The sequence below is a fragment of the Allostigmatella hybrida genome, from assembly GCF_020103775.1.
Classification (GTDB): Bacteria; Myxococcota; Myxococcia; order Myxococcales; family Myxococcaceae; genus Hyalangium; species Hyalangium aurantiaca.
In genome coordinates, this window is the sequence record NZ_JAHXBH010000001.1 from 937,873 (window position 1) to 959,604 (window position 21,732).

General features: G+C 67.0%; 23 protein-coding genes. 13 read left to right on the forward strand and 10 right to left on the reverse strand.

Features of this window, described 5'->3' with window-relative positions; translation table 11 throughout:
- Positions 1-22 precede the first annotated feature (22 nt).
- Positions 23-748, reverse strand: a complete 726-nt coding sequence (locus tag KY661_RS03695) for an urease accessory protein UreD (protein ID WP_398577142.1) — start codon at positions 746-748, stop codon at positions 23-25.
- A gap of 215 nt (positions 749-963) precedes the next feature.
- On the opposite strand from KY661_RS03695, the gene KY661_RS37510 reads away from it, so the two are divergent.
- The 6 genes from KY661_RS37510 to KY661_RS03725 all read left to right on the forward strand — a co-directional run bounded on the left by KY661_RS37510 (position 964) and on the right by KY661_RS03725 (position 7,940).
- Entirely contained in the window at positions 964-2,220 is a 1,257-nt protein-coding gene (locus KY661_RS37510; protein WP_225408866.1) for an FAD-binding protein, read from the forward strand.
- Positions 2,221-2,336: 116 nt separating this feature from the next.
- The gene (locus KY661_RS03705) at positions 2,337-3,281 is read left to right on the forward strand and encodes an ABC transporter ATP-binding protein (RefSeq protein WP_225408867.1); all 945 of its coding nucleotides are present in this window, start codon (positions 2,337-2,339) and stop codon (positions 3,279-3,281) included.
- On the forward strand, positions 3,278-4,051 hold the full coding sequence (locus KY661_RS03710; RefSeq protein ID WP_225408868.1) for an ABC transporter permease: 774 nt from the start codon (positions 3,278-3,280) through the stop codon (positions 4,049-4,051). Before KY661_RS03705 ends, KY661_RS03710 begins: the two co-directional genes overlap by 4 nt.
- 362 nt (positions 4,052-4,413) lie before the next feature.
- Complete coding sequence (locus KY661_RS03715; protein ID WP_225408869.1) at positions 4,414-5,505, forward strand: alpha/beta hydrolase; 1,092 nt, start codon at positions 4,414-4,416, stop codon at positions 5,503-5,505.
- Between the two features lie 19 nt (positions 5,506-5,524).
- Entirely contained in the window at positions 5,525-6,337 is an 813-nt protein-coding gene (locus KY661_RS03720) for a (R)-mandelonitrile lyase (protein WP_225408870.1), read from the forward strand.
- A 316-nt stretch (positions 6,338-6,653) separates the two neighbouring features.
- Positions 6,654-7,940, forward strand: a complete 1,287-nt coding sequence (locus tag KY661_RS03725; protein ID WP_225409182.1) for a PQQ-dependent sugar dehydrogenase — start codon at positions 6,654-6,656, stop codon at positions 7,938-7,940.
- Positions 7,941-8,148: 208 nt separating this feature from the next.
- On the opposite strand, the gene KY661_RS03730 is transcribed toward KY661_RS03725, so the two are convergent.
- From KY661_RS03730 to KY661_RS03740, 3 genes are all read right to left on the reverse strand, one after another.
- Complete coding sequence (locus tag KY661_RS03730) at positions 8,149-8,454, reverse strand: alcohol dehydrogenase catalytic domain-containing protein (RefSeq protein ID WP_225408871.1); 306 nt, start codon at positions 8,452-8,454, stop codon at positions 8,149-8,151.
- 7 nt (positions 8,455-8,461) lie between these two features.
- Positions 8,462-8,530, reverse strand: coding sequence for a hypothetical protein (locus KY661_RS37680; RefSeq protein WP_398577143.1), 69 nt, complete (start codon positions 8,528-8,530; stop codon positions 8,462-8,464).
- Between the two features lie 132 nt (positions 8,531-8,662).
- The gene (locus KY661_RS03740) at positions 8,663-9,652 is read right to left on the reverse strand and encodes an aldo/keto reductase (protein ID WP_225408873.1); all 990 of its coding nucleotides are present in this window, start codon (positions 9,650-9,652) and stop codon (positions 8,663-8,665) included.
- 412 nt (positions 9,653-10,064) lie between these two features.
- Here KY661_RS03740 and KY661_RS03745 point away from each other — a divergent pair, with 412 nt between their 5' ends.
- From KY661_RS03745 to KY661_RS03755, 3 genes are all read left to right on the forward strand, one after another.
- Positions 10,065-10,982, forward strand: coding sequence for a LysR family transcriptional regulator (locus KY661_RS03745; protein WP_225408874.1), 918 nt, complete (start codon positions 10,065-10,067; stop codon positions 10,980-10,982).
- A gap of 212 nt (positions 10,983-11,194) precedes the next feature.
- Positions 11,195-11,854, forward strand: a complete 660-nt coding sequence (locus KY661_RS03750; RefSeq protein ID WP_225408875.1) for a DsbA family protein — start codon at positions 11,195-11,197, stop codon at positions 11,852-11,854.
- A gap of 97 nt (positions 11,855-11,951) precedes the next feature.
- Complete coding sequence (locus KY661_RS03755; protein WP_225408876.1) at positions 11,952-12,380, forward strand: VOC family protein; 429 nt, start codon at positions 11,952-11,954, stop codon at positions 12,378-12,380.
- A 47-nt stretch (positions 12,381-12,427) separates the two neighbouring features.
- Here the strand turns inward: KY661_RS03755 and KY661_RS03760 are convergent, their stop codons facing one another.
- Positions 12,428-13,390, reverse strand: a complete 963-nt coding sequence (locus tag KY661_RS03760) for a diiron oxygenase (protein ID WP_225408877.1) — start codon at positions 13,388-13,390, stop codon at positions 12,428-12,430.
- A 397-nt stretch (positions 13,391-13,787) separates the two neighbouring features.
- Positions 13,788-14,306, reverse strand: a complete 519-nt coding sequence (locus tag KY661_RS03765; protein WP_075011328.1) for a hypothetical protein — start codon at positions 14,304-14,306, stop codon at positions 13,788-13,790.
- Between the two features lie 240 nt (positions 14,307-14,546).
- On the opposite strand from KY661_RS03765, the gene KY661_RS03770 reads away from it, so the two are divergent.
- The gene (locus KY661_RS03770; protein WP_225408878.1) at positions 14,547-15,878 is read left to right on the forward strand and encodes a sensor histidine kinase; all 1,332 of its coding nucleotides are present in this window, start codon (positions 14,547-14,549) and stop codon (positions 15,876-15,878) included.
- 116 nt (positions 15,879-15,994) lie between these two features.
- Entirely contained in the window at positions 15,995-17,209 is a 1,215-nt protein-coding gene (locus KY661_RS03775) for a Gfo/Idh/MocA family protein (RefSeq protein WP_225408879.1), read from the forward strand.
- Here KY661_RS03775 and KY661_RS03780 read toward each other — a convergent pair.
- Entirely contained in the window at positions 17,178-17,972 is a 795-nt protein-coding gene (locus tag KY661_RS03780; protein ID WP_225408880.1) for a CPBP family intramembrane glutamic endopeptidase, read from the reverse strand. The genes KY661_RS03775 and KY661_RS03780 overlap by 32 nt on opposite strands.
- Positions 17,973-18,065: 93 nt before the next feature.
- Between KY661_RS03780 and KY661_RS03785 the strand changes: the two genes are divergently transcribed.
- Together KY661_RS03785 and moeB are read left to right on the forward strand one after the other, a co-directional pair.
- The gene (locus KY661_RS03785; RefSeq protein ID WP_225408881.1) at positions 18,066-18,332 is read left to right on the forward strand and encodes a hypothetical protein; all 267 of its coding nucleotides are present in this window, start codon (positions 18,066-18,068) and stop codon (positions 18,330-18,332) included.
- A 13-nt stretch (positions 18,333-18,345) separates the two neighbouring features.
- Positions 18,346-19,506, forward strand: a complete 1,161-nt coding sequence (gene moeB, locus KY661_RS03790; RefSeq protein ID WP_225408882.1) for a molybdopterin-synthase adenylyltransferase MoeB — start codon at positions 18,346-18,348, stop codon at positions 19,504-19,506.
- Here the strand turns inward: moeB and KY661_RS03795 are convergent.
- The 3 genes from KY661_RS03795 to modA are packed head-to-tail and all read right to left on the reverse strand — an operon-like array spanning position 19,476 to position 21,723.
- Entirely contained in the window at positions 19,476-20,231 is a 756-nt protein-coding gene (locus KY661_RS03795) for an ATP-binding cassette domain-containing protein (protein ID WP_225408883.1), read from the reverse strand. The genes moeB and KY661_RS03795 overlap by 31 nt on opposite strands.
- A complete protein-coding gene (gene modB, locus KY661_RS03800; RefSeq protein ID WP_225408884.1) occupies positions 20,228-20,887 on the reverse strand; it encodes a molybdate ABC transporter permease subunit in 660 nt (219 codons plus the stop codon). Before modB ends, KY661_RS03795 begins: the two co-directional genes overlap by 4 nt.
- A gap of 11 nt (positions 20,888-20,898) precedes the next feature.
- Entirely contained in the window at positions 20,899-21,723 is an 825-nt protein-coding gene (gene modA / locus KY661_RS03805) for a molybdate ABC transporter substrate-binding protein (protein ID WP_225408885.1), read from the reverse strand.
- Between the last annotated feature and the right edge of the window lie 9 nt (positions 21,724-21,732).

The following is a 21,732-nucleotide window of genomic DNA, read 5'->3' on the forward strand; positions in this document are numbered from 1 at the left end:
ACGCCGGATGACGTGAATTTGCTCAGCTGCCGTGAGACCAGGGGTCATCGCCCAGCAGGGCGGGCAGAAAGGACAGCCAATCCGTGGCCGTGTGCATCAGTATCTCGGGGGAGGTGGCGGCCGCCCGGAGGACCAGCCCATCGCTTCCGATCGGGCTGGCGGAGCAGACGAGCCGGGCGCCCGGAGTGATGGGCAGGGTCCCCACGCGCCCGGCGAGCGCCTCGCGGGCCGCGGTGGACGCAGGCCCTATCAGGAGCACGGTTCCCAGCGCGTCGAACCGGCCCATCCGCTCGGAGAGCGGCCCCTGGGCAGGATCCAGCAGCCAACGCTCGTCGAACAACGCGCGGCCCTCCCGGTAGACGCCGAGCGAAGAGGAGAAGCGGGAGAAGTCCCAGCGCTCACCGGTGGCGCGGCGGCCCGTGGTGACGAGGTCCATCAGGATGAGGGAGGCCTCGGGGGCCAGATGGATGTCCTGGCGTTGCTCGAATCGGGCGCCCGTGTAGCACGTGGTGGGATCTGGAACCAAGATGAGCAAGGCCCCCTTCTCCACCCGGGCGGACAACACACTCCGGCAGCCTTGCGGCGAGCGGTAGATCCGGGTGTTGCCCCGGCTGGACAGGAGGGCGGTGGCGCCCGCGGCCACGCGCACCTCCAGGGAGAGCTGGTCTCCATCCACCAGGCCGTCACCGAACAGGCTGGTGTAGACCCAGGCGGCGTGCCCGTGGTTGCGCGGTGTGAGCAGCCGCATCGGACTGTGGGCCAGGGCCGTGCTCACCACGGTGCGTGTCCCCACCCGTTCGAAGGCAAGCCGTGCCGCTCCATCGTGTCTGCTGCGAGCGGGCTGACGCTGAATCATGCGCCACGAGCCTGCCGCAAGCGTGGCGGAGAAGCCACGAATACGTGGGTGCGGCGAAAGTCGCGGCACCGCTTGTTCACAGCATTTGCCCGCACATAGGATGAGGCGTGCCTCACCACACCAACTGGGCCCGCAACGTCGAATACGCGGCAGCGCGTTTTCACCGGCCTACCTCGCTCGACGAGGTGAAGGAGATCGTCGCCAGGGCGAAGGCCGTCCGCGCGCTCGGGTCAGGGCACTCGTTCAACACCCTCGCGGACACGCCGGGCGATCTGATCTCCCTGGAGGCATTCAACCCAGAAGTGGTGCTCGACCGCGAAGCCCGGACGGTCACCGCCAGTGGCGGCATCCGCTACGGCGAGCTCGGCGCCCGGCTCCAGGCAGAGGGATTCGCTCTGGCGAACCTCGCGTCGCTTCCGCACATCTCGGTGGCTGGTGCCATTGCGACGGCGACGCATGGCTCTGGGTGCGCGAATCGAAGCCTGGCGTCCGCGGTCGCGGGGCTCACGCTGGTCACGGCCAGCGGCGAGACGCTCGCGCTGACCCGGACGAGCCCAGACTTCGCGGGAGCCGTCGTCGGTCTGGGAGCCCTGGGCATCGTCACCTCGGTCACCCTCGACATCGAGCCGGCGTTCACCGTCGCGGTCAGCGTCCACGAGGAGCTCGCCTGGGACACCCTGTTGAACCACTTCGACGCGATCACCGGTGCTGCCTACAGCGTGAGCCTTTTCACGAACTGGGCACGTGACACGATCGATCAGGTCTGGCTCAAGCAGCGGTGCTCGGATGCGCTGCCCGCCGCGGGCCAGCGCTTCCACGGTGCCGTGCCTGCCCAGGTGCAGCGGCATCCCCTGCGTGGAGTCTCACCCGAGGCCTGCACCGAACAACTCGGCATCGCCGGGCCCTGGATCGACAGGCTGTCCCACTTCCGTCTCGACTTCACCCCGAGCCAGGGCGACGAACTCCAGTCCGAATACATCCTGCCCAGGGCCCACGCGGCCGAGGCCATCCAGGCGGTGCGCGCGCTGGCCGGCCGCATCGCGCCGCTCCTGCACATCGCGGAGATCCGGACGATCGCTGCCGACGACCTCTGGCTCAGCATGGCGTACCGCGAGGCCAGCGTCGGTTTCCACTTCACGTGGAAGCGCCTGCAGCCCGAGGTGGAGGCCCTGCTTCCCACCCTCGAAGAAGCGCTCGCGCCGTTCAGGGCGCGGCCGCACTGGGGCAAGCTGTTCCACGCCCAGGCCGGCCACATCGCGACCCTCTATGAGAAGCTGCCGGCCTTCGTTTCGCTGGCCGAGCGGCTGGATCCGGGCCACAAGTTCCGCAATGACTTCCTCACCCGCCATGTCTTCGGCGGCTGACGCTCCAGGCGCGAGGGTGAGGGGGGGACCGCTCCGTTGCCGGCGCATTCTCCGTACCGTAGCGCTCAAGCGGCTTGAGTTCCGCAGCGCGACGCCATAGAGGCCATCCGTCCACCATGACCATCCCCCCGCCACCCATCATCTCCGTCTCCGGCCTGACCAAGACCTATGCGTCAGGGCTTCATGCGCTGAAGAACATCGATCTGGAGATCCGCAAGGGCGAGATCTTCGCCCTGCTGGGCCCCAATGGGGCTGGAAAGACGACGCTGATCAACATCATCTGCGGCATCGTCACCCCCAGTTCAGGAAGGATCGTCGCCGGCGGGCACGACGTGCTCCGGGAGTACCGCGCCGCGAGGTCCAAGATCGGGCTGGTGCCGCAGGAGCTGGTCACCGACGCCTTCGAGACCGTGTGGGCGACGACTTCCTTCAGCCGCGGTCTGTTCGGCAAGGCGCCCCATCCGCCGCACATCGAGAAGGTGCTCCGGGACCTCTCCCTCTGGGAGAAGAAGGACGCCAAAATCATGACGCTGTCGGGCGGCATGAAGCGGCGGGTGATGATCGCCAAGGCGCTGAGCCACGAGCCGGAGATCCTCTTCCTCGACGAGCCGACCGCCGGTGTGGACGTGGGGCTTCGCCGGGACATGTGGGCGCAGGTCCGGGACCTGCGCGAGAAGGGGGTGACCATCATCCTGACCACCCACTACATCGAGGAGGCCGAGCAGATGGCCGACCGGGTCGGGGTCATTTCCAAGGGCGAGCTCATCCTCGTCGAGGACAAGGCCAGCCTGATGAAGAAGCTGGGCAAGAAGCAGCTCACCTTGAACCTCCAGAATCCGCTGACGGCCCTCCCGGCTGGGCTGGCCGACTGGCCGCTCACGCTGAAGGCCGGTGGCCATGCGTTGGAGTACGTCTTCGACGCGACCGAGGAGCAGACGGGCGTGCCGAGCCTCCTGCGGCGGTTGAGCGAGCTGGACATCGGGTTCAGGGATTTGAACACACGCCAGAGCTCGCTCGAGGACATCTTCGTGGGCCTGGTCAAGGAGCGCACCGCATCATGAGCATGACCTTCAATCGCCATGGCGTCTGGGCCATCTACCGGTTCGAGATGGCACGGGCGCTGCGCACCTTGGTGCAAAGCGTGGTGACCCCGGTCATCACCACCTCGCTCTATTTCGTGGTCTTCGGCTCGGCGATCGGTCAGTCGATGCGGCAGGTGGACGGCGTGTCCTACGGCGCCTTCATCGTGCCCGGCCTGATCATGCTCAGCCTGTTCACCCAGAGCCTGTCCAACGCCAGCTTCGGCATCTACTTTCCCAAGTTCACCGGGACGATCTACGAGCTGCTGTCGGCGCCGGTGAGCTATCTGGAAATCATCATCGCCTACGTCGGGGCCGCCGCGACCAAGTCGGCGGCCCTGGGGTTGATCATCCTGGCCACGGCGGCGATGTTCGTGCCCATCGACATCCTCCACCCGCTGTGGATGATCGCCTTCCTGGTGCTGACGTCGGTGACCTTCAGCCTGTTCGGCTTCATCATCGGCATCTGGGCCAACAGCTTCGAGCAGCTGCAGTTCATCCCCATGCTGATCGTGACGCCGCTGACGTTCCTGGGCGGCGCGTTCTACTCCATCGACATGCTGCCGCCCGTCTGGCGCACGGTGACCCTGTTCAACCCGGTGGTCTATCTGATCTCGGGCTTCCGCTGGAGCTTCTACGGGACGGCGGACGTGGCGGTGGAGGTGAGCCTCGTCATGACGCTGGGCTTCTTCCTGCTGTGCCTGGTGGCGGTGGGGTGGATCTTCAAGACGGGCTACCGGTTGAAGAACTAATGGGATGGCCCTGCCTCCAGTCGGGCGCCCGTGTGCGCCCAGCTCCCTGGTTGGTACTGTAGAGCGGCTGCTGCCAACGGGTTGGTACCGTCGACGGGCACAGTCCGCAATTGCGGACTGTCCCTGTCCAGTGCTTTGGGGGACGCGGTGCTGGTTCCCGTGCCTTCGAACGAAGCGAAGGCCGCGAGCTGGCCGGACGCGTGGCGCACACTCTTAAGCAGGGCTTCAAAGCCTCTTTCCGCTCCGGCACCTAGTGCCTCGCGGAGGGCGGGTGCTATTGCTAACCGCATCGAGCCCAACCCCTACGAATTCAAGATTGTAGACCTGCTGTCAGAGCCTCTCTCAAAGAAGGGATGGGACGGATGAAACACCGTACTGCCTTGGTGCTGATCACCGTCGCGCTCAGCGCCTCCACGTGTGCAACCACGGCCGAGCAGCCCGGGCCACTGCTCATTCAGGAACAAGGCAGCTTTGCAGCCGGCGGCACGGTCATCACCGCGCCCGGCACGTTCGACCCAATCAAGCAGGGCAGTTACAACCCCGCAGGGCCCGACTCCGCGGGGCAGATGTTGCACGGCGATCACGTATATGTGTCCTATGAGATCCCGGCGAATGCCAGAAAGCTTCCACTCGTGTTCTGGCATGGCCACGGCCAGTCCGCGAAGACGTGGGAGAGCACTCCGGACGGCCGAGAGGGATTCCAGAACCTTTTTCTGCGCCGTCGCTTTCCAGTGTATTTGATCGATCAACCACGGCGCGGCCGCGCAGCACGCAGCACTCAGCCCATCATGATGACGGCTGCGCCTGACGAACAGCTCTGGTTCGGCATCTTCCGCCTTGGCTTGTGGCCGGACTTCTACCCAGGCGTGCAGTTCTCAAGCGATCCGGAGGCGCTCAACCAGTTCTTCCGGCAGATGGTGCCCAACACGGGTCCCTACGACGTGGAAGTCAATTCCGATGCGGTTTCCGCACTCTTCGGCCGGATCGGGCCCGGCATTCTTGTCACACACTCACAGAGCGGTGGACTCGGCTGGCGCACGGCGATCAAGAACAGAAATGTGCGAGCCATCATTTCCTACGAACCGGGTGCTGGCTTCGCCTTCCCGCCGGGCGAAGCCCCTGAACTGACGATGTCCACCGGCGTCACGGTCAGAGGCGTCGAGGTGCCGCTGCCGGACTTCCTGCTGCTCACGAAGATCCCGATCGTCATGTACTACGGCGACTTCATTGCTGAAAATCCAACCCCGAATCCAGGCCAGGACCAATGGCGAGTCACGCTCGCCATGGCAAGGCTGTTCCGCGATGCGGTGAACCGCCACGGGGGTGACGTGACGGTCGTGCATCTGCCCGAACTCGGGGTTCGCGGCAATACGCACTTCCCCATGTCGGATCTCAACAATGTCCAGATCGCTGACCTTCTGTCTCAGTTTCTCAGGCAGAAGGGGCTGGATTGAACCTCCAGGAAGAACTCCCATGAACGTGTTCGCTTCGGCCGTCCTCTCCCTGATTCTCGCCACTTCCGCATCCGCTCAAACCATTACCATCGCTCGGCGTGGCACGCAGCCGTCGCGGCAGGGGCCAGCCGAAAACTTCACCGGCTCCGTCCGCGTCGACCCGCTGTTTCAGGCCAGCGCTCCGGCGCGGGCGATGGGCGCACTCGTCACGTTCGACGGGGGCGCGCGATCGGCATGGCACAGCCATCCACTCGGTCAGATCCTCATCGTCACAGCCGGAACCGGGCGCGTGCAGCAGTGGGGCGGACAGGTTGACGAGATCCGGCAGGGGGACGTCGTCCGCATTCCGCCGAACGTGAAGCACTGGCATGGAGCGGCGCCGGCCACGTCGATGGCGCATATCGCCATCGTGGAACAGCTCGATGGCAAGAGCACCGATTGGCTGGAGAAGGTCACCGAGGAGCAATACCGCATGCCCGTAAGAGGCTCCTCCACGCCCCCCGCATCGACGCAACCCGCGCAACCGACGCCTGCCCAGAAACTGATCGGCGGCTTCTCGCCGAAGCTGGTCGAGCTGACCGACGAAGTGCTCTTCGGCGATGTGTGGACACGCCCGCAGCTCTCGCCTCGCGACCGCAGCCTCGTGACTGTGAGCGCGCTTATCGCCATGAATCGTCCCGACCAGCTCCGCTCGCACTTTGCCCGCGCCCGCGACAACGGCGTGACGCAGGAGGAGCTGGTCGAGACGATCACACACCTCGCCTTTTATGCCGGCTGGCCGAGTGCAATCACCGCCGTGACCGTGGCCAAGGACGTCTTCGAAAAGAAATGAGGCTCTTCATTATAAATTTGTGCTTAACACCCCATTAACCCCCAGCGCCTAGTGCTCCGCAGGCTTGGGGCATATGGCTGTTCCAGCAAGACGTTCGATCGCCAGGCCAGAAGCGCTGGAGCGCGCGGCAAGGTGCACGGGCCGCAGCAGCCCCCTCTTTCTTTGAGACAATAACACCATGACTGGAAGACGCTTCTCCCTCCCGCGCAGCAACGGCGTTAAGATGCCGGCCCTTGGGCTCGTCGCAGCGCTCTGTGCCTCTGCCCTCCTGGCTTGTTCAGACCGGCCCTCCACCGAGAGGGATGCCGGCGTCGAAATGGATGCCGGGGGGCGGACCGATGCCGGAGATCAAAACCCAACGAGTGACGCTGGTGAGACCGACGGCGGGAGTTCCGATGCTGGCACTTCCGATGCTGGGACTTCTCTCAAGAACAGCTGCCTGGGGCCTTCGAGCGCCAACGTGGCCAATGCGAGGTTGCCAGCGGGGTACTGTGCATGGACCTGGGCGACCGTTACTAATCCGCGAGGGTTGATCGTCGCTCCGAACGGAGACGTTCTGGTGGTCGAGCGCACCGCAGGTCGAATCACCGCACTCTACGATTCGAACGGTGACGGCGTTTCGGATTCGTCCGAACGGGCGACGCTGGCCGAGGCCAGCGGGCTCAACCATGGCATCACACTGCACGACGGATATCTCTATGCCTCTTCCGCGACGCGCGTCCTGCGCTGGCCGTTCGCAACCGGAACGAGAGCCGCGCTGAGCGGCCAGGAAGAAGTGGTGACTGGCATCCCTACGGGCGGCCATGTCACCCGGACGATCATCTTCGACGCCGAAGGCCGCCTCTACGTGAGCGTCGGTTCAGCCGCGAACGTGGACAACAATTCGACGCGCGCTCGCATTCGTCGCTTTACCGCAGCCCAGGTTCAGGCGGGCAACGTGGCTTTCACGGACGGCGAGGTGTTTGCCGATGGCCTTCGGAACGAAGTGGGCCTGCGTTTCGACAGCCAGGGCCGGCTGTGGGGTGTGGAAAACGGGCGAGACAATCTCAACCGTGCCGACCTCGGGGGCGACATTCACACCGACAATCCCGCTGAAGAGCTGAACCTCTTCGCCGAAGCCGGGCGGTTCTATGGCTACCCCTATTGCTTCAGTGAGTTTCTGCTTCCGTCTGGTGTGGGAATGGGCCCGACGACGCAGTGGGCAGATCCGGGCTTCATGAATGATGGTACCCACTCCGATGCGTGGTGCCGCGACGTCAATAATGTGGTGCCTCCGATGTTGGCGATGCCCGCTCACGTTGCGCCGCTCGACATCGTCTTCTACGACGGCGCGTCCTTCCCGCCCGAGGTGGTCGACGACGCCTTCGTCAGCTTCCACGGTTCCTGGAATCGACAGCCCGCCCAGGGTTACGAGGTGGTGCGGGTGGTGTTCGAGAACGGGTTGCCGGTTCGCTACGAGCCGTTCTTCGAATTCGACGGCGCCAGCGACACCGCAGCCGGCTGGCCGCATCGGCCGGTAGGGTTGGGTGTGGGCCCCAATGGCGAGTTGTTTGTGAGCAGCGACGCGTCAGGTCAAATCATCGCAATCGGATACCAGCGATAACCAGATGCCCCGCGCCAATTCGTGGCCGAGCGCCACCGCGAGCACGGGAGCGCCGAGCGCGAACGTGAGCGAGAGCGCTGTCACCCATTGACCCGCCGCCGCGATGGAGACGCCCAGGTCCGTGGACAGGGCTGGCAGGAGGCCGGCCCGCAGTGTGACCGAGGCCGCCGAGTCCGACGCCGCCGACCTTCTTCGCTGGCCCGATGCTCTACCTGCGCAGCGGAGAGTAGACGGTGATGCCCGCGCACAGCATCGGTCCCGCGTGTGCCAGGGCGATCACGTCGGGGATGCCGATGACGAAGTCCTCGTCCACGACGTTGAAGGTCGAGTAGCCGCCCTGTGTCATCGCGCCGTCGCGGTCCTTCGAGCCGTAGGTGAGGACGTTGCCGTTCTCGCAGTACTGCTCCATTCCGCTCTCGCACGGGCCGCAACGGCGGCACGAATTCACCATGCAACCCACACCGACGCGGGAGCCGGCCTTGAACTTGCTGACGCTCGAGCCAACGGCGACCACCCAGTGCTCACGGCCATGGTGGATGTCGGAGTGACAGACCCCACAGTCCGCCAGCGGCCAAGGTGGCCGTCACCATGAACCGCCGCCGGCTCAGGCCAGCGGTCTCATCAGAACTCTGATCGCTTCCTGCTTCTTCGTTCGCCAGCTTGCTCTTCACGGTTCCTCCTGGGGTTTTTGAGAAGGCGGATGTCCGCCAAGCTCGGTTCTCTCAGCGGCCGACCCTGGCCTGAAGGTGCGCGGGATACCGATCCCCTTGCACCGTGATCTTGGAGAGGGCGCCCTCGATGTCGCGGAGCTCATCGGGCGTCAGCTCAACGGCGGACGCTCCAGTGTTCTCCTCCAGGCGATGCAACTTGGTGGTCCCCGGGATCGGCACGATCCACGGCTTCCGGGCCAGCAGCCAGGCGAGGGCGAGCTGGGCTCGCGTTACCTGCTTCCGGGCGGCGATTTCGCCGAGAAGATCCACCAAGGCCTGATTCGCTGCCCGCGCCTCTGGCGTGAAGCGCGGGACGATGTTGCGGAAATCCTTGCTGTCGAATGCCGTGCTCTCGCTGATCGCGCCCGTGAGGAAGCCCTTACCAAGGGGGGAGAAGGGCACGAAGCCGATCCCGAGTTCCTCCAGGGCTGGCAGGATCTCCTTCTCGGGTTCCCGCCACCACAGGGAGTACTCGCTCTGGAGAGCGGCCACCGGCTGGACCGCATGAGCGCGCCGGATCGTCTGCACGCCTGCTTCGGACAAGCCGAAGTGCTTGACCTTGCCCTCCTGGATCAGCTTCTTCACCGCACCCGCCACGTCCTCGATCGGAACGTTCGGGTCGACGCGATGCTGATAGAAGAGATCGATCCGATCGGTCTTGAGCCGCTTGAGCGCTGCTTCCGCGACTTCCTTGATGTGCTCTGGCCGGCTGTTCATGCCGCTCTGCCCGCCATGGGAGTCGAACTCGAAGCCGAACTTGGTGGCGATCACCACCTGGTCCCGGAAGGGGGCAAGGGCTTCGCCCACGAGTTCTTCGTTCGTGTAGGGGCCGTAGGCTTCGGCGGTGTCGAAGAAGGTGACGCCGCGCTCGAAGGCCGCCCGGATCAACTGGATGGCCTCCTGCCTATCCGTTGCCGGGCCATAGCCATAGCTCAGACCCATGCAGCCGAGTCCGATGGCCGAGACTTCCAATCCGCTGTTTCCAAGTCTGCGCTTCTTCATTGTTCTTCTCCTCTAGTTTTCGCTCAGGCTCAGCAGTCCTTCGCCGAGCCGGGCCCCTTGCACCTCGACCTTCGAGGCGGCGAGGTCGATCTCGCGGAGGTCGCCGGGGGTGAGCGCGGCGTCCGTGCGATCGCCTCCTGCTTGCCGGTCGCTGGGCCCAGATTGGCGCTCAGGCCCACATGGCACCGAACCCAAGGGCCGAGACCTCCAGACCGCTATTTCCCAATGAACGCTTACGCATTGCCTCTTCTCTCCCTGTGGGTTGGGAGCCGTTCGCCCTGTTCACGAAGAGAAATAACCCTGGTTTCCTCGGGGGACTACGCGCCCTGGCGTCAATAAGCTCTTAAGCGGTGCTTAACAGTGAGGCGTAAGCTCCCGCGGAATCCACGGTGGCCTTGAAGGGGCTCTCGCAATGAATACGGCTCTCCTCCCGCAGCTCCAGGTGTTCCTCGCCGTGGCCCGTCTGCGCAGCTTCAGCGGCGCGGCGCGCGAACTCGGCGTCTCCACCCCCGCGGTGAGCCAGTCGGTGCGGCAGCTCGAGGAGCAGCTGCGTGTGGTGCTGCTCACCCGCACGACGCGCAGCGTGTCGCTTACGGATGCAGGGCGGCGGCTCTTGGAGGGCGCGGGTCCGGCGTTGGGACAGGCGCTCACCGCCCTCACCGAGGTTTCTGCTCAACCGGGAGAGGCCGTGGGCCGCGTCCGGCTGTCGGTGCCGCGGTCGGCGGTGCCCTTCGTCATCACCCCGGTGCTTCCCACCTTTCGCGCGCGCCACCCGCGGGTCGAGGTGGAGGTCACCATCGAGGATCGCTTCGTGGATATCGTGGCGGAAGGCTACGACGCAGGCGTGCGGCTGAGCGAGGCCATCGAGCGCGACATGGTTCAGGTGCGCCTCACCGACGCCTTCCGCTTCGTGGTGGTGGGCGCGCCTGGCTACCTCGCACGCCACGGGACACCCCAGCGCCCCGAGGACCTCCTTCGCCACGAGTGCCTCACCTTCCGCGTGCACACCACCGGGGCGCTCTACGCGTGGGAGTTGGAGCGGGGCCGCAGAAATTGGCGCGTGCCTGTGCGCGGGGGCGTGGTCGCCAACGACAGCCGGCTGATGGTGACCCTGGCGGAAGAAGGCCTGGGGCTGGCGTACACCTTCGAGCCGATGGTGGCGGAGCAGCTCCAGACCGGGCGGCTGCAGCAGGTGCTCGAGCCCTACGCACCCACGGTCCCCGGCTTCTTCCTCTACTACCCCAGCCGTGCACAGCGCTCCGCGCCGCTGCGTCTCTTCGTGGAGGTGGCCAAAGAGTTGCTCGTGCCGCCTGCACGCGGTGTGAAGTGACCCCGAGGGCGACGCACCCCTCAGAAGGAACTGCCGGGACGCCCTGACGCGCGCGGCGGCTTGGTGCGCGAGGAACGCCAATGGACCTCGGGGCGATTCATGCTGAAACTCGCGTGGGCCTCGCGGCACTCATGGGGGCGCGGCGAAAACGAAGCCGCGCCGCTGGCTCCGGCCCTGGAGCCGCGTCTCCGATTGCACACCAGAGGTTGACCATGAAGCCGTTCCTGTCCGTTGGCGCGGTTGCCACCGCGCTGCTGGGGCTGTCCTCGCTCGCCATCGCCGGCTCGCCGGCCTCCTCGAATCCGGCCGATGAATGCAAGGACCGTCCTCGCTCCGAGGCCATCGAGAAGACGGCCATCCCCGCCCCGCCCCGCCCGGAGGCGCCTTCCCAGGGCCGCGCGGACGCGAAGGTGACCGTGGAGGTGTGGTCCGACTTCGAGTGTTCGTTCTGCGCCCTCGGGGCCGACACGCTCAAGGCCCTGCGTGAGAAGTACGGGGAGAAGGTGCGCGTTGTCTTCCGGCACAATCCCCTGCCCACCCACCCGAATGCGCGCCTGGCGGCCGCCGCCTCGATGGCAGCGCATGAGCAGGGGAAGTTCTGGGAGTTCCATGATGCGCTCTTCGCCCACCAGGACGCGCTGGACCGGGCCTCGCTGGAGAAGCTGGCCGGCAAGCTGAACCTGGACGTGGAGCGCTTCCGGCGCGCGATGGATTCGAGCACCTGGACCCACTACGTGGACATGGAGGTGGTGGAGGGCCAGCGCCGCAAGGTCATGGCCACGCCCACCTTCTTCATCAATGGGAAGACCCTCGCCGGGGCGCGGCCGATGAACATCTTCGAGCAGACCATCGACGCGGAACTCGCGCGCTGACGGACACCGCGTGAGGACAGGGGGAGGGGCAACGCCCTTTCACACCTCCTGGACCCGGTAGCGTATCCTCGGAGCCCACCCTCACCGGAGCCCGACCATGGAAGCGCAACGCCTGCATCGCGGCCGTCTCATCGACCATCTCCAGCTCATCGTTCGTGATCTCGGCGCGAGCCGCCGTTTCTACGTCGCGGTGTTCAACGTGCTCGGCGTGCCGCTGGGTGGCGAGGGCGAGGACTGGTTCTGGGCCGACGAGCTGTTCGTCTCGACGGCCAACAGTGCGGCGGCGGCCGGCGTGCTGACCGGCCGCCACCATCTCGCGTTCCAGGCGCGCGACCGCGCGATGGTGGACACGTTCCACGCCGCGGCGATCGCGGCGGGCGGGCGGGACAACGGGGCGCCGGGCCTGCGCAGCTACCACCCGGGCTACTACGCGGCGTTCGTGCTCGACCCGGACGGCAACAACATCGAGGTGGTCTTCCACGGCCCGGCGGCGCGCAGCGTGCCGTCGGTGGAGATCACCTTCTAAAGCCTGCCACCCGAGCCCCGCATGGCGGGGCTTGCGGTGCAGGGGCTTCAGTTGAGGAGCTTGATGCGGCGGAAGGCGTCGGCCGTCTTGCCGTTCTCCAAAACCCCGCTCTGCTTCATCACGCCCATCACGTGCCCGATGATGGGGATGCGCGGCCACAGCTCCTCCAGGGGCATGGGCGCGAACGTCTCCCCGAGGATGCGGTCGATGTGGTGCTCGGGCACCTGGAGGGACCGCAGGACGTCGCGCTCGTACTGAGGATCCGGCTTGAAGTAGTTGAGGATGAACTCGGGCAGGAGCGGACCGATGGCGCTCCGGGACGGCTCGTCGAGCGCGCTCCACATGAGCTTGAGGATGTGCGTGAAGAAGACGGCATGCCGGCTCTCGTCGCGGACATGGTCTTCGATCACCTGATGGACCACGGGGTTCATGGAGCGATCACCGGTCAGGTGAAGCAATTCCTTGGTCAGCGTGTTCTCTCCCACGCACACGCCCACCAGTTCGAAAATCTCGTGGAGGTTCTCGGGCAGCACGCTCTTGCCGTGGGCAATGGCTTCCGAGAGCACGGTCTTCACCGGCATGGTCACGGGCTTCACGCCGCTGCGCTCAATGACTTGCCGCATGAAATCCCGGGCCACATAGGCGTGGTAGGACTCATCCACGATGATTGCCAGCGCGTCGTGCTGAATGTCTTCCGAGAAGGAGAACGGCAGCGTGTTGTTGACGATCTTCAGGGAGATCTGATTGACCGTGTCCATCTCCACATGGGAGATGTCACTCATGTATTTGTAAGTCGTGTGGATGAGCAGGTGATCCTGCGCCTGCTGTCCTACCGCCTGCATCAGCGGGTGGTGATAGAGGGGCTGCCTCGCGGTGGGGCACATCTGCCCGGTCAGGGGACCCTCGGGGAGCATGCGCCGGGGAATGCTGCGCGCGGTGGCAAACTTGTCCCACTGGAGTTCCTTGGTCTTGTAGTCCTTCAGGTGGACACGGGAATCGGTCTGGGTCACGGCGTCCCTTTGATATGAGAATTTCTCTGGAAAGCCGGAAAATACACTAAACTGGGTATTCTTGGAAGTGGGCGCGGGGGTGATGCCTTTTAGGAGTGTTTGGACGCATGGATTCCGTTCCCCAAATGAGCCGCGCTGCGGTTCTGGATGAGTTTGGCGATGCGTCACGGTTGCACGTGACTGCGGTGCCACGCCTGTCCTGAAGCGTGATCAACCTTGGGCCTGCCAGGCATTGCCCGCTGGAATGGAGGAGGGCAAGGTGTCCGCTCACCCGGCGGCTGCCTTTGACATCAAGCAGATCGCCGAGGCGCCCTGGGGGCTGGCACTGCGCCCCGGCCTTCCTTCCGGTGAGCCCGCGAGCGGGCTTCACCGGAAGGGCAGCGGCCTTGGGCCGGGACTACTTGTTGGTGGAGTCGGTCGTGGGGATGGACACGTCGCTCTTGTTGATGGTGGGATCCTCGATGACCTCGCTCTTGCCGGAGCCGCTCTCGCTGCCGGAGCCGCCCGTGCCGCCGTTGTTCTGGTTCACGGCGCCCTCGGGGGCCGACTGGTTCGTGCCGAGGTCCTGGCCATTGTTCTGCTGCACGTCCCACTTCTGGCCGTCATCGGTCGTCACGGTCTCGCTGCCCGAGCCGCTGCCGCCGGTGGCCTCGCCCTCGTAGACGGTGGGCGCGTCCTTACGATCGCGCTCCTCCAGGGTGGTGACGTTGCTCGCCTCACCGGGCGTCAGGCTCTCCTCGGAGGAGGCCTCGCTGGCGCTGGCCTCGCCGCTCGAGGAGCCAGTAGAGGAATCCACGTTGCCCGAGCCGCCCACGGCACCGGCCTCGGAGGCCGAGGCTTCACGCGTGTTCGAGGACTGGCTGGCGCAACCGTACAGCGTCAGGGCGGCGAGCGCCGCCATCAGAGGAAGCTTCATGGGAGTCTCCACGAGGTGAAAGGTCGGAGTTCTTCTGCCGGAAATCTGGGGACCCCCTGGAGGGAGACAAGCACACCGTCAGGCCAGCGCCCTCGGCTCCGCTCCTGGGCTGACGGGCAGGCAGGCAGTCCTTTTCGTCACCGGGGAAAACGGGTGAAAAGTTACTCACCGTACTCTTGGGGGCGGAAAAATCCATGAAGGACGTGATCAGCCCGCCGCTTCGGTCAAGGCTTCCCCTCCATGATGGTTGGATCGCTGGAGCAGGGCGCGATGGAACGCCTGGAGATGGTGTTGCCGCGCACCGAGCGTCCCACGCAGGCGCAGTCCCTGCGGATTGGTGGCGTGCTCGCCCTGTGCATCGTGTTGTTCTACGCGCTGGATGTGCTGTTCCTGCGCGGCTTCTACCTGCCCTCGCTGCTGGTGCGTGTGGGCTGGGCCCTGGAGATCCTGCTCTACCTCTGGGCACGGGAGAAGGTGGGCGAGCGGGGCGAGGCGGTGCTCACGGCCCTGAACAGTGTCTGCTGCGGCGTGTGCTTCCTGTGGCTCACGTACCTGCTCGGGGGGCCCTCCAACCCGTTCATCTATCTGACCCCGGCGCTGCCGCTGGTCCTGGCGCTCGCGCAGCCCCGGGATGCGCGGCCCATCATCTATTCGGGGCTCACGTGCTCCCTGGGGACGCTGTACCTGTTGCTGTTCGTCTCGCACGATCCCATGCGCGCGCTGGCCGTGGCGGGCCTGGTGGCGTCGATGAGCTTCTGTGGCGCCTATGGCGCGGCGCAGTTCCGAAAGACTCAGCAGGCCCTCAATGCGATGCGCTGGGAGCAGGCCCATCGCGAAGCGCAGGAGAAGCTGGCGCTGGCCGAGCTGCAGCGGGCCCAGACGGAGAAGCTGGCCATGCTGGGCCGCCTGGCCGCCAACGTCATGCACGAGATCAACAGCCCCCTGTCCTTCGTGCACGCCAACGTGGAGTTCCTGCGCGGGGCGCTGCGTGAGCGGCTGTCCGGCCAGGACACCGAGGAGCTGGACTCCGTGCTGGAGGACACCTTCGAGGGGCTTCAGCGCATCGAGCGCATCGTGTCCGACCTGAAGGGCTTCTCCCGGATGCAGGCGGAGGAGCCCTCGGAGTGCGCGCTGGTGGATGTGGTGTCGGACGCGGCGCGGCTGGCGGCGGTGCGGCTCAAGCACGTGGCGCAGCTGTCGGTGGAGGTGCCCGAGGACCTGCGGGTCTTCGCCACCTCGGGGCGGCTCGCGCAGGTGGTGCTCAACCTGCTGGTGAACGCGGGGGATGCGCTGGAGCAGGCCCGGGTGCGCGAAGGGCGCGTGTGGGTGAGGGGCACGCGGGGGAGGGGCCGGGTGATTCTCCGCGTGGAGGACAATGGCCCGGGGTTCTCTCCCGGGGTGTTGCCGCACATCTTCGATGCCTTCTTCACCACCAAGGACCGGGACAAGGGGACGGGCCTGGGCCTGGCCATCTCGCGTGAGATGGCCGAGCGCTTCGGCGGCACGCTGCGCGCGGAGAACCGTCCGGAAGGCGGCGCCCGGATGATCCTGGAGCTGCCCCTGCCGCAGTGAACCCTCTGTGCGCTATCCACCACGCGCCTGGGCGGGAGGGTTGCGCCGCCCGGGTCGGGCTGGTGGGTTGAGGGCGCTCACCGCCGAACCCTGGCCCCTTTCCGGGAGAACGCCCCGTGTCCGATGAGACGACCTCCGCGCCCTCGCGCCGCCTGTTCATGACCCGCTCGGCCCTCGGCCTGGGCAGTGTGCTCCTCGCGGGCCAGGCCGGGGCGCAGTCCATTCCCACCGGCCCCACGGGCCGGCCTCAGCCCCAGCTCGAAACGGAGCCGCCGCTGCCGGCGGAGCAGCAACTGGGCTGGGCCGTGGTGGGGCTGGGCCACTACGCGCAGCAGTATGTGCTGCCGGCCCTGGGCCGCGCGCGCCGGTCCAAGCTGGTGGCGCTGGTGTCCGGCAACGCGGAGAAGGCGCGCACCGTCGCCGCGCGCCACGGCGTGAAGGCCTCCAGCCTCTACACCTACGAGACCCTGTCCCGGCTCTCCAAGGACCGGGACGTGTCGGTGGTCTACATCGTCACCCCCAACTCCTCCCATGCCGAGCTGACGGTGAAGGCGCTGGAGGCGGGCAAGCACGTGATGTGCGAGAAGCCCATGGCCAACTCGTCCGCCGAGTGCCAGCGGATGATCGACGCGGCGAAGGCCGCGGGCCGGAAGCTGATGATCGCCTACCGGGCGCACTGGGAGCCCCACAACGTGCGCGCCCGGGAGATGCTCCAGGCCGGTGAGCTGGGCAAGGTCTGGTTCGCCTCGTCGGACCACCACCGTCCGCTCAAGCCTTCCCAGCCCCGTGACCAGTGGCGGGCGAAGAAGGCCATCGCCGGCGGCGGCTCGTTGGTGGACATTGGCATCTATTCGCTCAACGGGCTCCAGTGGCTCCTGGGCGAGAGCCCGAACGCGGTGTCGGCCTCCATGTTCTCGCCCCCGGGAGACCCGCGCTTCGCCGAGATCGAAAACGTCTTCACCGCGGAGCTGGTCTTTCCCTCGGGCGCCCGCGCGACGATTTCCTCCGGCTACACGGCGGACAAGAAGCGGATCGACCTGTGGGGCGACAAGCAGGTGGCGACGTTGGATCCCGCGACCGCCTATCAGGACAACCGGCTGGTGGTGGGCAACGCCGGGAAGTCCGAGGAGGTGCTCACCTCCCAGTCCAGCGCCGAGCAGTTCACCGGGGAGATCGACCACCTCTCCCAGGTCATCGCCGAGGGCGGCGAGGTGCGCACCCCTGGCGAGATGGGCCTGCGCGACATCCGGCTCATCGAGGCGCTCTACCGCGCGGCCGGGACGAAGCGCTGGATCGAGCTCAACCCGGATATGACGATGAAGAACGGCTGACGGGAGGCGTCTGCCCCCAGCCCGGTTGGCCTCGCCGCAGGATCAGCGTCAGCCCGATGGCGAGCCCCACCGTGGCGAAGCGCGCCACGTTGGCCTGCGTGCCGCCCAGGGCGGTGTCGTCCACGGCGAACGCATCCCAGGACAGGTTCATCAGGGCGTGCATGCCGATGGGCACCCACAGGTCTCCCCAGCGCTCCAGCAGCCATGCGAAGAACAGGTGGCCCAGGCCGGTGATGGCCAGCACCCCGGCGAGCCCCCACAGATCATGCCCCGCACGGACGCTCTGGTAGAGGTGCCCGAGCGCGAAGGGGGCCAGCCCCACCAGCGCCGCACCCCAGAAGGACCAGTCTGCCCGGCGCTGCAACTGGCCGAGCACATAGCCCCGGTACAGGACCTCCTCCGCGAGGGGAGCCGTGACCGCCTGGGTCACCCAGTCGCTCCAGCTCAGGTGCACCTGGAAGCCCGCGGCGGCGCCATAAGTTAAAACCATGGGCAGCACCGCGGCGGCGCAGAAGCCCAGCGCCCGGCCGGTGAGCGGGCCCAGGCCCAGCTCGAGCAGCGCTGCCCGGGGCCGCAGCCGGTGCAGGAGCGCGACCGCCAACAGGCAGACCAGCACCTGGGCGCTCTGCCAGGTCCACAGCCGGAAAGGGCGGGGCAGCAGGCGCAGGAAGGGCAGGGTGTTGATGTACGTATCGACGAGGAGGAGCACCGTCAGGGTGAGGACGGTCACTCCCACTCGGGATTCCAGGAATCGCCGGTCCATCCACAGGCTCCTCGGAGGCCACAGAAGGAAGCGCCGCAGCGAACCGGAGTTTATCCTACCCTCCCGCATCCGATGGAGCGAAGGAGACACACCATGAGCGAGACCCTCTACGGCATTCCGGTGAAGCGCATCGACGGCCCGCAGGCCCAGCTGGCCGAGTACACCGGCAAGGTGCTGCTGGTGGTGGAGGTGCTGGGCTTCCCGGCCAACAACTTCCTGACGCAGGAGCCCGGCACGGACGCCGAGATCCAGAGCTTCTGCAATACCCAATACGACGCGGAGCGCTTCTCACCGGACGTCGCCGAGGATGATCCACGACTGCTCGCCGCCATCGACCGCGAACTCGCCAAGACCGCCTGAGAGACCCGTCCCCATGGCCCCCTCCTTTCGAGACATCCTGGCGAACACGAAGAAGGAAATCCGTGAGGTGCCGGTCGAGCACGTCAAGCAGCTCCTCGACCAGCGGCGTGCCTTCACGCTCATCGATGTCCGCGAAGGGGAGGAGTACGCCGCGGGACGGCTGCCCGGAGCCCTCTCCATTCCCCGCGGCTTTCTGGAGCTGCGCATCGAGGAGAAGGCCGCGCGCGACGACGAGCTGGTGCTCTACTGCGCGGGAGGGACCCGCTCCGCGCTCGCCGCCAAGACCCTGAAGGACATGGGCTACCTGAACGTCTCCTCGATGGCGGGGGGCTACAGCCGCTGGCACGACGCCTCCTACCCCGTGGAGAAGCCGGTGGTGCTGAGCGCCGAGCAGAAGGAGCGCTACCGGCGGCATCTGACCATCCCCGAGGTCGGTGAGGAGGGCCAGGCGCGCCTCCTGGCCTCGAAGGTGCTGCTCATGGGCGTGGGCGGGCTGGGCTCGCCCGCGGCCCTCTACCTGGCCGCCGCGGGCGTAGGCACGCTCGGCATCATCGACATGGACGTGGTGGACCTCTCGAACCTCCAGCGCCAGGTCATCCACACGCGCGAGCGGGCCGGGATGCCCAAGACGGAGAGCGCCCTGGAGGCCATTCGCGCCCTGAACCCGGACGTGAAGGTGCTCCCGTTCCAGGAGCGGCTGACGTCCCAGAACGTCCTGCGCATCCTCGAGCCCTTTGATCTCGTGCTGGATGGCGGGGACAACTTTCCCACCCGCTACCTGCTCAACGATGCGTGCGTGATGCTCAAGAAGCCGAACATCCACGGCTCCATCTACCGCTTCGAGGGGCAGGTGACGGCGTTCGTCCCAGGCAAGGGGCCCTGTTACCGCTGTCTGTACCCGAAGCCGCCTTCGCCCGAGATGGCCCCCTCCTGCGCCGAGGCGGGGGTCCTGGGCGTGCTCCCCGGCATCATCGGCCTGTTCCAGGCCACCGAGGCCCTGAAGCTGCTCCTCGGCATCGGAGAGCCCCTGGTGGGCCGGCTCCTCAACTTCGATGCCCTGAGCACGCACTTCCAGCAGCTCAAGATCCGCCGCGACCCGGAGTGCCCGGTGTGCCGCGAGGGCGCCCAGGTGGAGCTCATCGACTACGAGCAGTTCTGCTCGGCCGTGTCCTGAGCGGCGCCGGGTGGCCGCAGGCCCATCGCCGACGCGCAGAGCTCGGCGGTGGCCTGGGGGTGGAACCGCACGTTCCCATTCATGACGAGCAGCGCGCTCTGGCCGTACTGGATGGCCTCGTCCAGGGCGTGGGTCACGAAGAGGATGGGCACCTGGAACCGCCGCAGGTGGTTCAGGACGTCCTCCGCCAGGCTGTGCCGCAGTTGCCGGTCGAGCGCCGAGAACGGCTCGTCCAGCAGCACCAGCCGGGGCGGCCGGGCCAGGGCCCGGGCCAGGCTCACCCGCTGGGCCTCGCCTCCGGACAGGTGCCGGGGGTAGCGGTGGGCCAGGTGCTCCACCTTCATCCGGCGAAGCAGCGCCAGGGCCTCGTCGCGGCGGCTTGCCCGGGAGCGCGTGCGGTCCAGCGCGAACGTCACGTTGCCCAGGGCCGTCAGGTGGGGGAAGAGGGTGGACTTCTGGAAGACCATCGACAGGGCGCGCTCGTGGCTCGGCCGTTCGAGCCCGCGCTCCGTGTCCAGCCACACCTCGTCTCCCACGGTGATGGTCCCCTCCTCGGGCCGCGTGAGCCCCGCGAGCGCCGACAGCAGGGTGCTCTTGCCTGACCCGGAGGGGCCCAGCACCACCGTGACTCCGGGAGGGGCCTGGAAGGAGGCCGACAGCGTGAAGCCTCCCAGCTCCGATTGGCGCTTCAGCTTCAGCTTCACCTGGAGGAGGGCCGCGCTCATACGACGGTCTTCCGGGTGAGGCGTCCGACCGTATAGAGGATCACCAGGGCGAAGGCCGTGAGGATGATCGCCATCCGGGCCGCCTGGTCCTCCCGGTTGGCCTGGATCGCGTCATAGATGGCGAGCGGCGCGGTCCGGGTCTCGCCCGGGATGTTCCCCGCCAGCATGAGCGTCACCCCGAAGTCCCCCAGCGCCCGCGCGAAGCCCAGCATGAGCCCCGCGAGAATGCCCTGCGAGGCCAGGGGCAAGCGGATGATGAAGAACCGCCGCAGGGCCCCCGCGCCCAGGGTCCGGGCCGCATCGAGGTAGAGCTCATCGACGCCCTCCAGCGCCGTGCGCGCGGAGCGGATGACCAGGGGCAGGCTGCCAATGGCCGCCGCGAGGATGACCCCCGCCCGGGTGAACACGATGGGGCTGCCCACGAGCCGCTCATAGGCGGTGCTGATCCACGTGCCCCGGCCGATGACGACGAGCACGTAGTACCCGAGCACCGTGGGGGGCAGCACCATGGGCGCGGTGAACAACACGTCCAGGAGCTCGCGGCCGGGGAACCGCCAGCTCGCGAGCAACGCGCCCAGACCGATGCCCACCACGGCGGTCAGCAGGGTGGCGAGGGCGGCGGCCTGGAAGGACAGGACGAGGGGGCTCCAATCCATGCGCCGGCCGCTCAGGGATCCAGGAGGATGAAGCCGTGCCGCTGCATGAGGGCCCGGCCCTGCTCGGACTGGAGGAGGGCCGCGAAGCGCTGCGCCCCCTCGGGATTGCCGCCGTTCTTGCAGCGCACCGAGGTCTGCTCCACCGGCGTGTAGAGGCCCTTGTCCAGCAGGGTGTACTGCCCGTCCTGAAGTGAGAGGACCAGGGGCAGGGGCACGATGGCGGCGTCGGCGTTGCCCGTCTGGGCGAACTGGAGCGCGTGCTTGACGTTGTCGGCGTGGACCATCCGGGGCCGCAGCTTCTCCCACAGCCCACTCTTCTCCAGCGCTTCCTTGGCGGCGCGGCCATAGGGAGCGTGCTCGGGGTGGGCGATGGAGATCTTCACGAAGCGAGGGTCCTCCAGCTCGGCGAGGCTCTTGGGGGCGGTGTCCGCCTGCTTCCCACGGGTCCAGAGCACCAGGTGGCTCTGGGCGTAGCGGGCCTTGGTGCGGGCGTCACAGCTTCCCGCCGCGATGGTCTCGTCCACGAAGGCGGCATTCGCGGAGTAGAAGGCGTCATACGGCGCGCCCTGGCTGAGCTGCTTGGCGAGCGTTCCCGACGCGCCGAAGATGAGGGTGACCTTCTCGTGGTGGAGCTGCTCGTACGCCTGGCCCATCTCCTCGAAGGCCACGGAGAGATCCGCCGCGGCGGCGATCCGGGCCGGGGACAGGGCCGCCGTGGGGACAGCCGCTTCCTGAGGCTTGTTGCAGGCCAGCGCCAGGAGCAGGGCGAGCCCGGGCAGGGCACGCCCGCGGGGGGCCTGGTGCCTGCCTGCGCTCGTCCACCACGGGGTCTTCAAGGGGGCTCC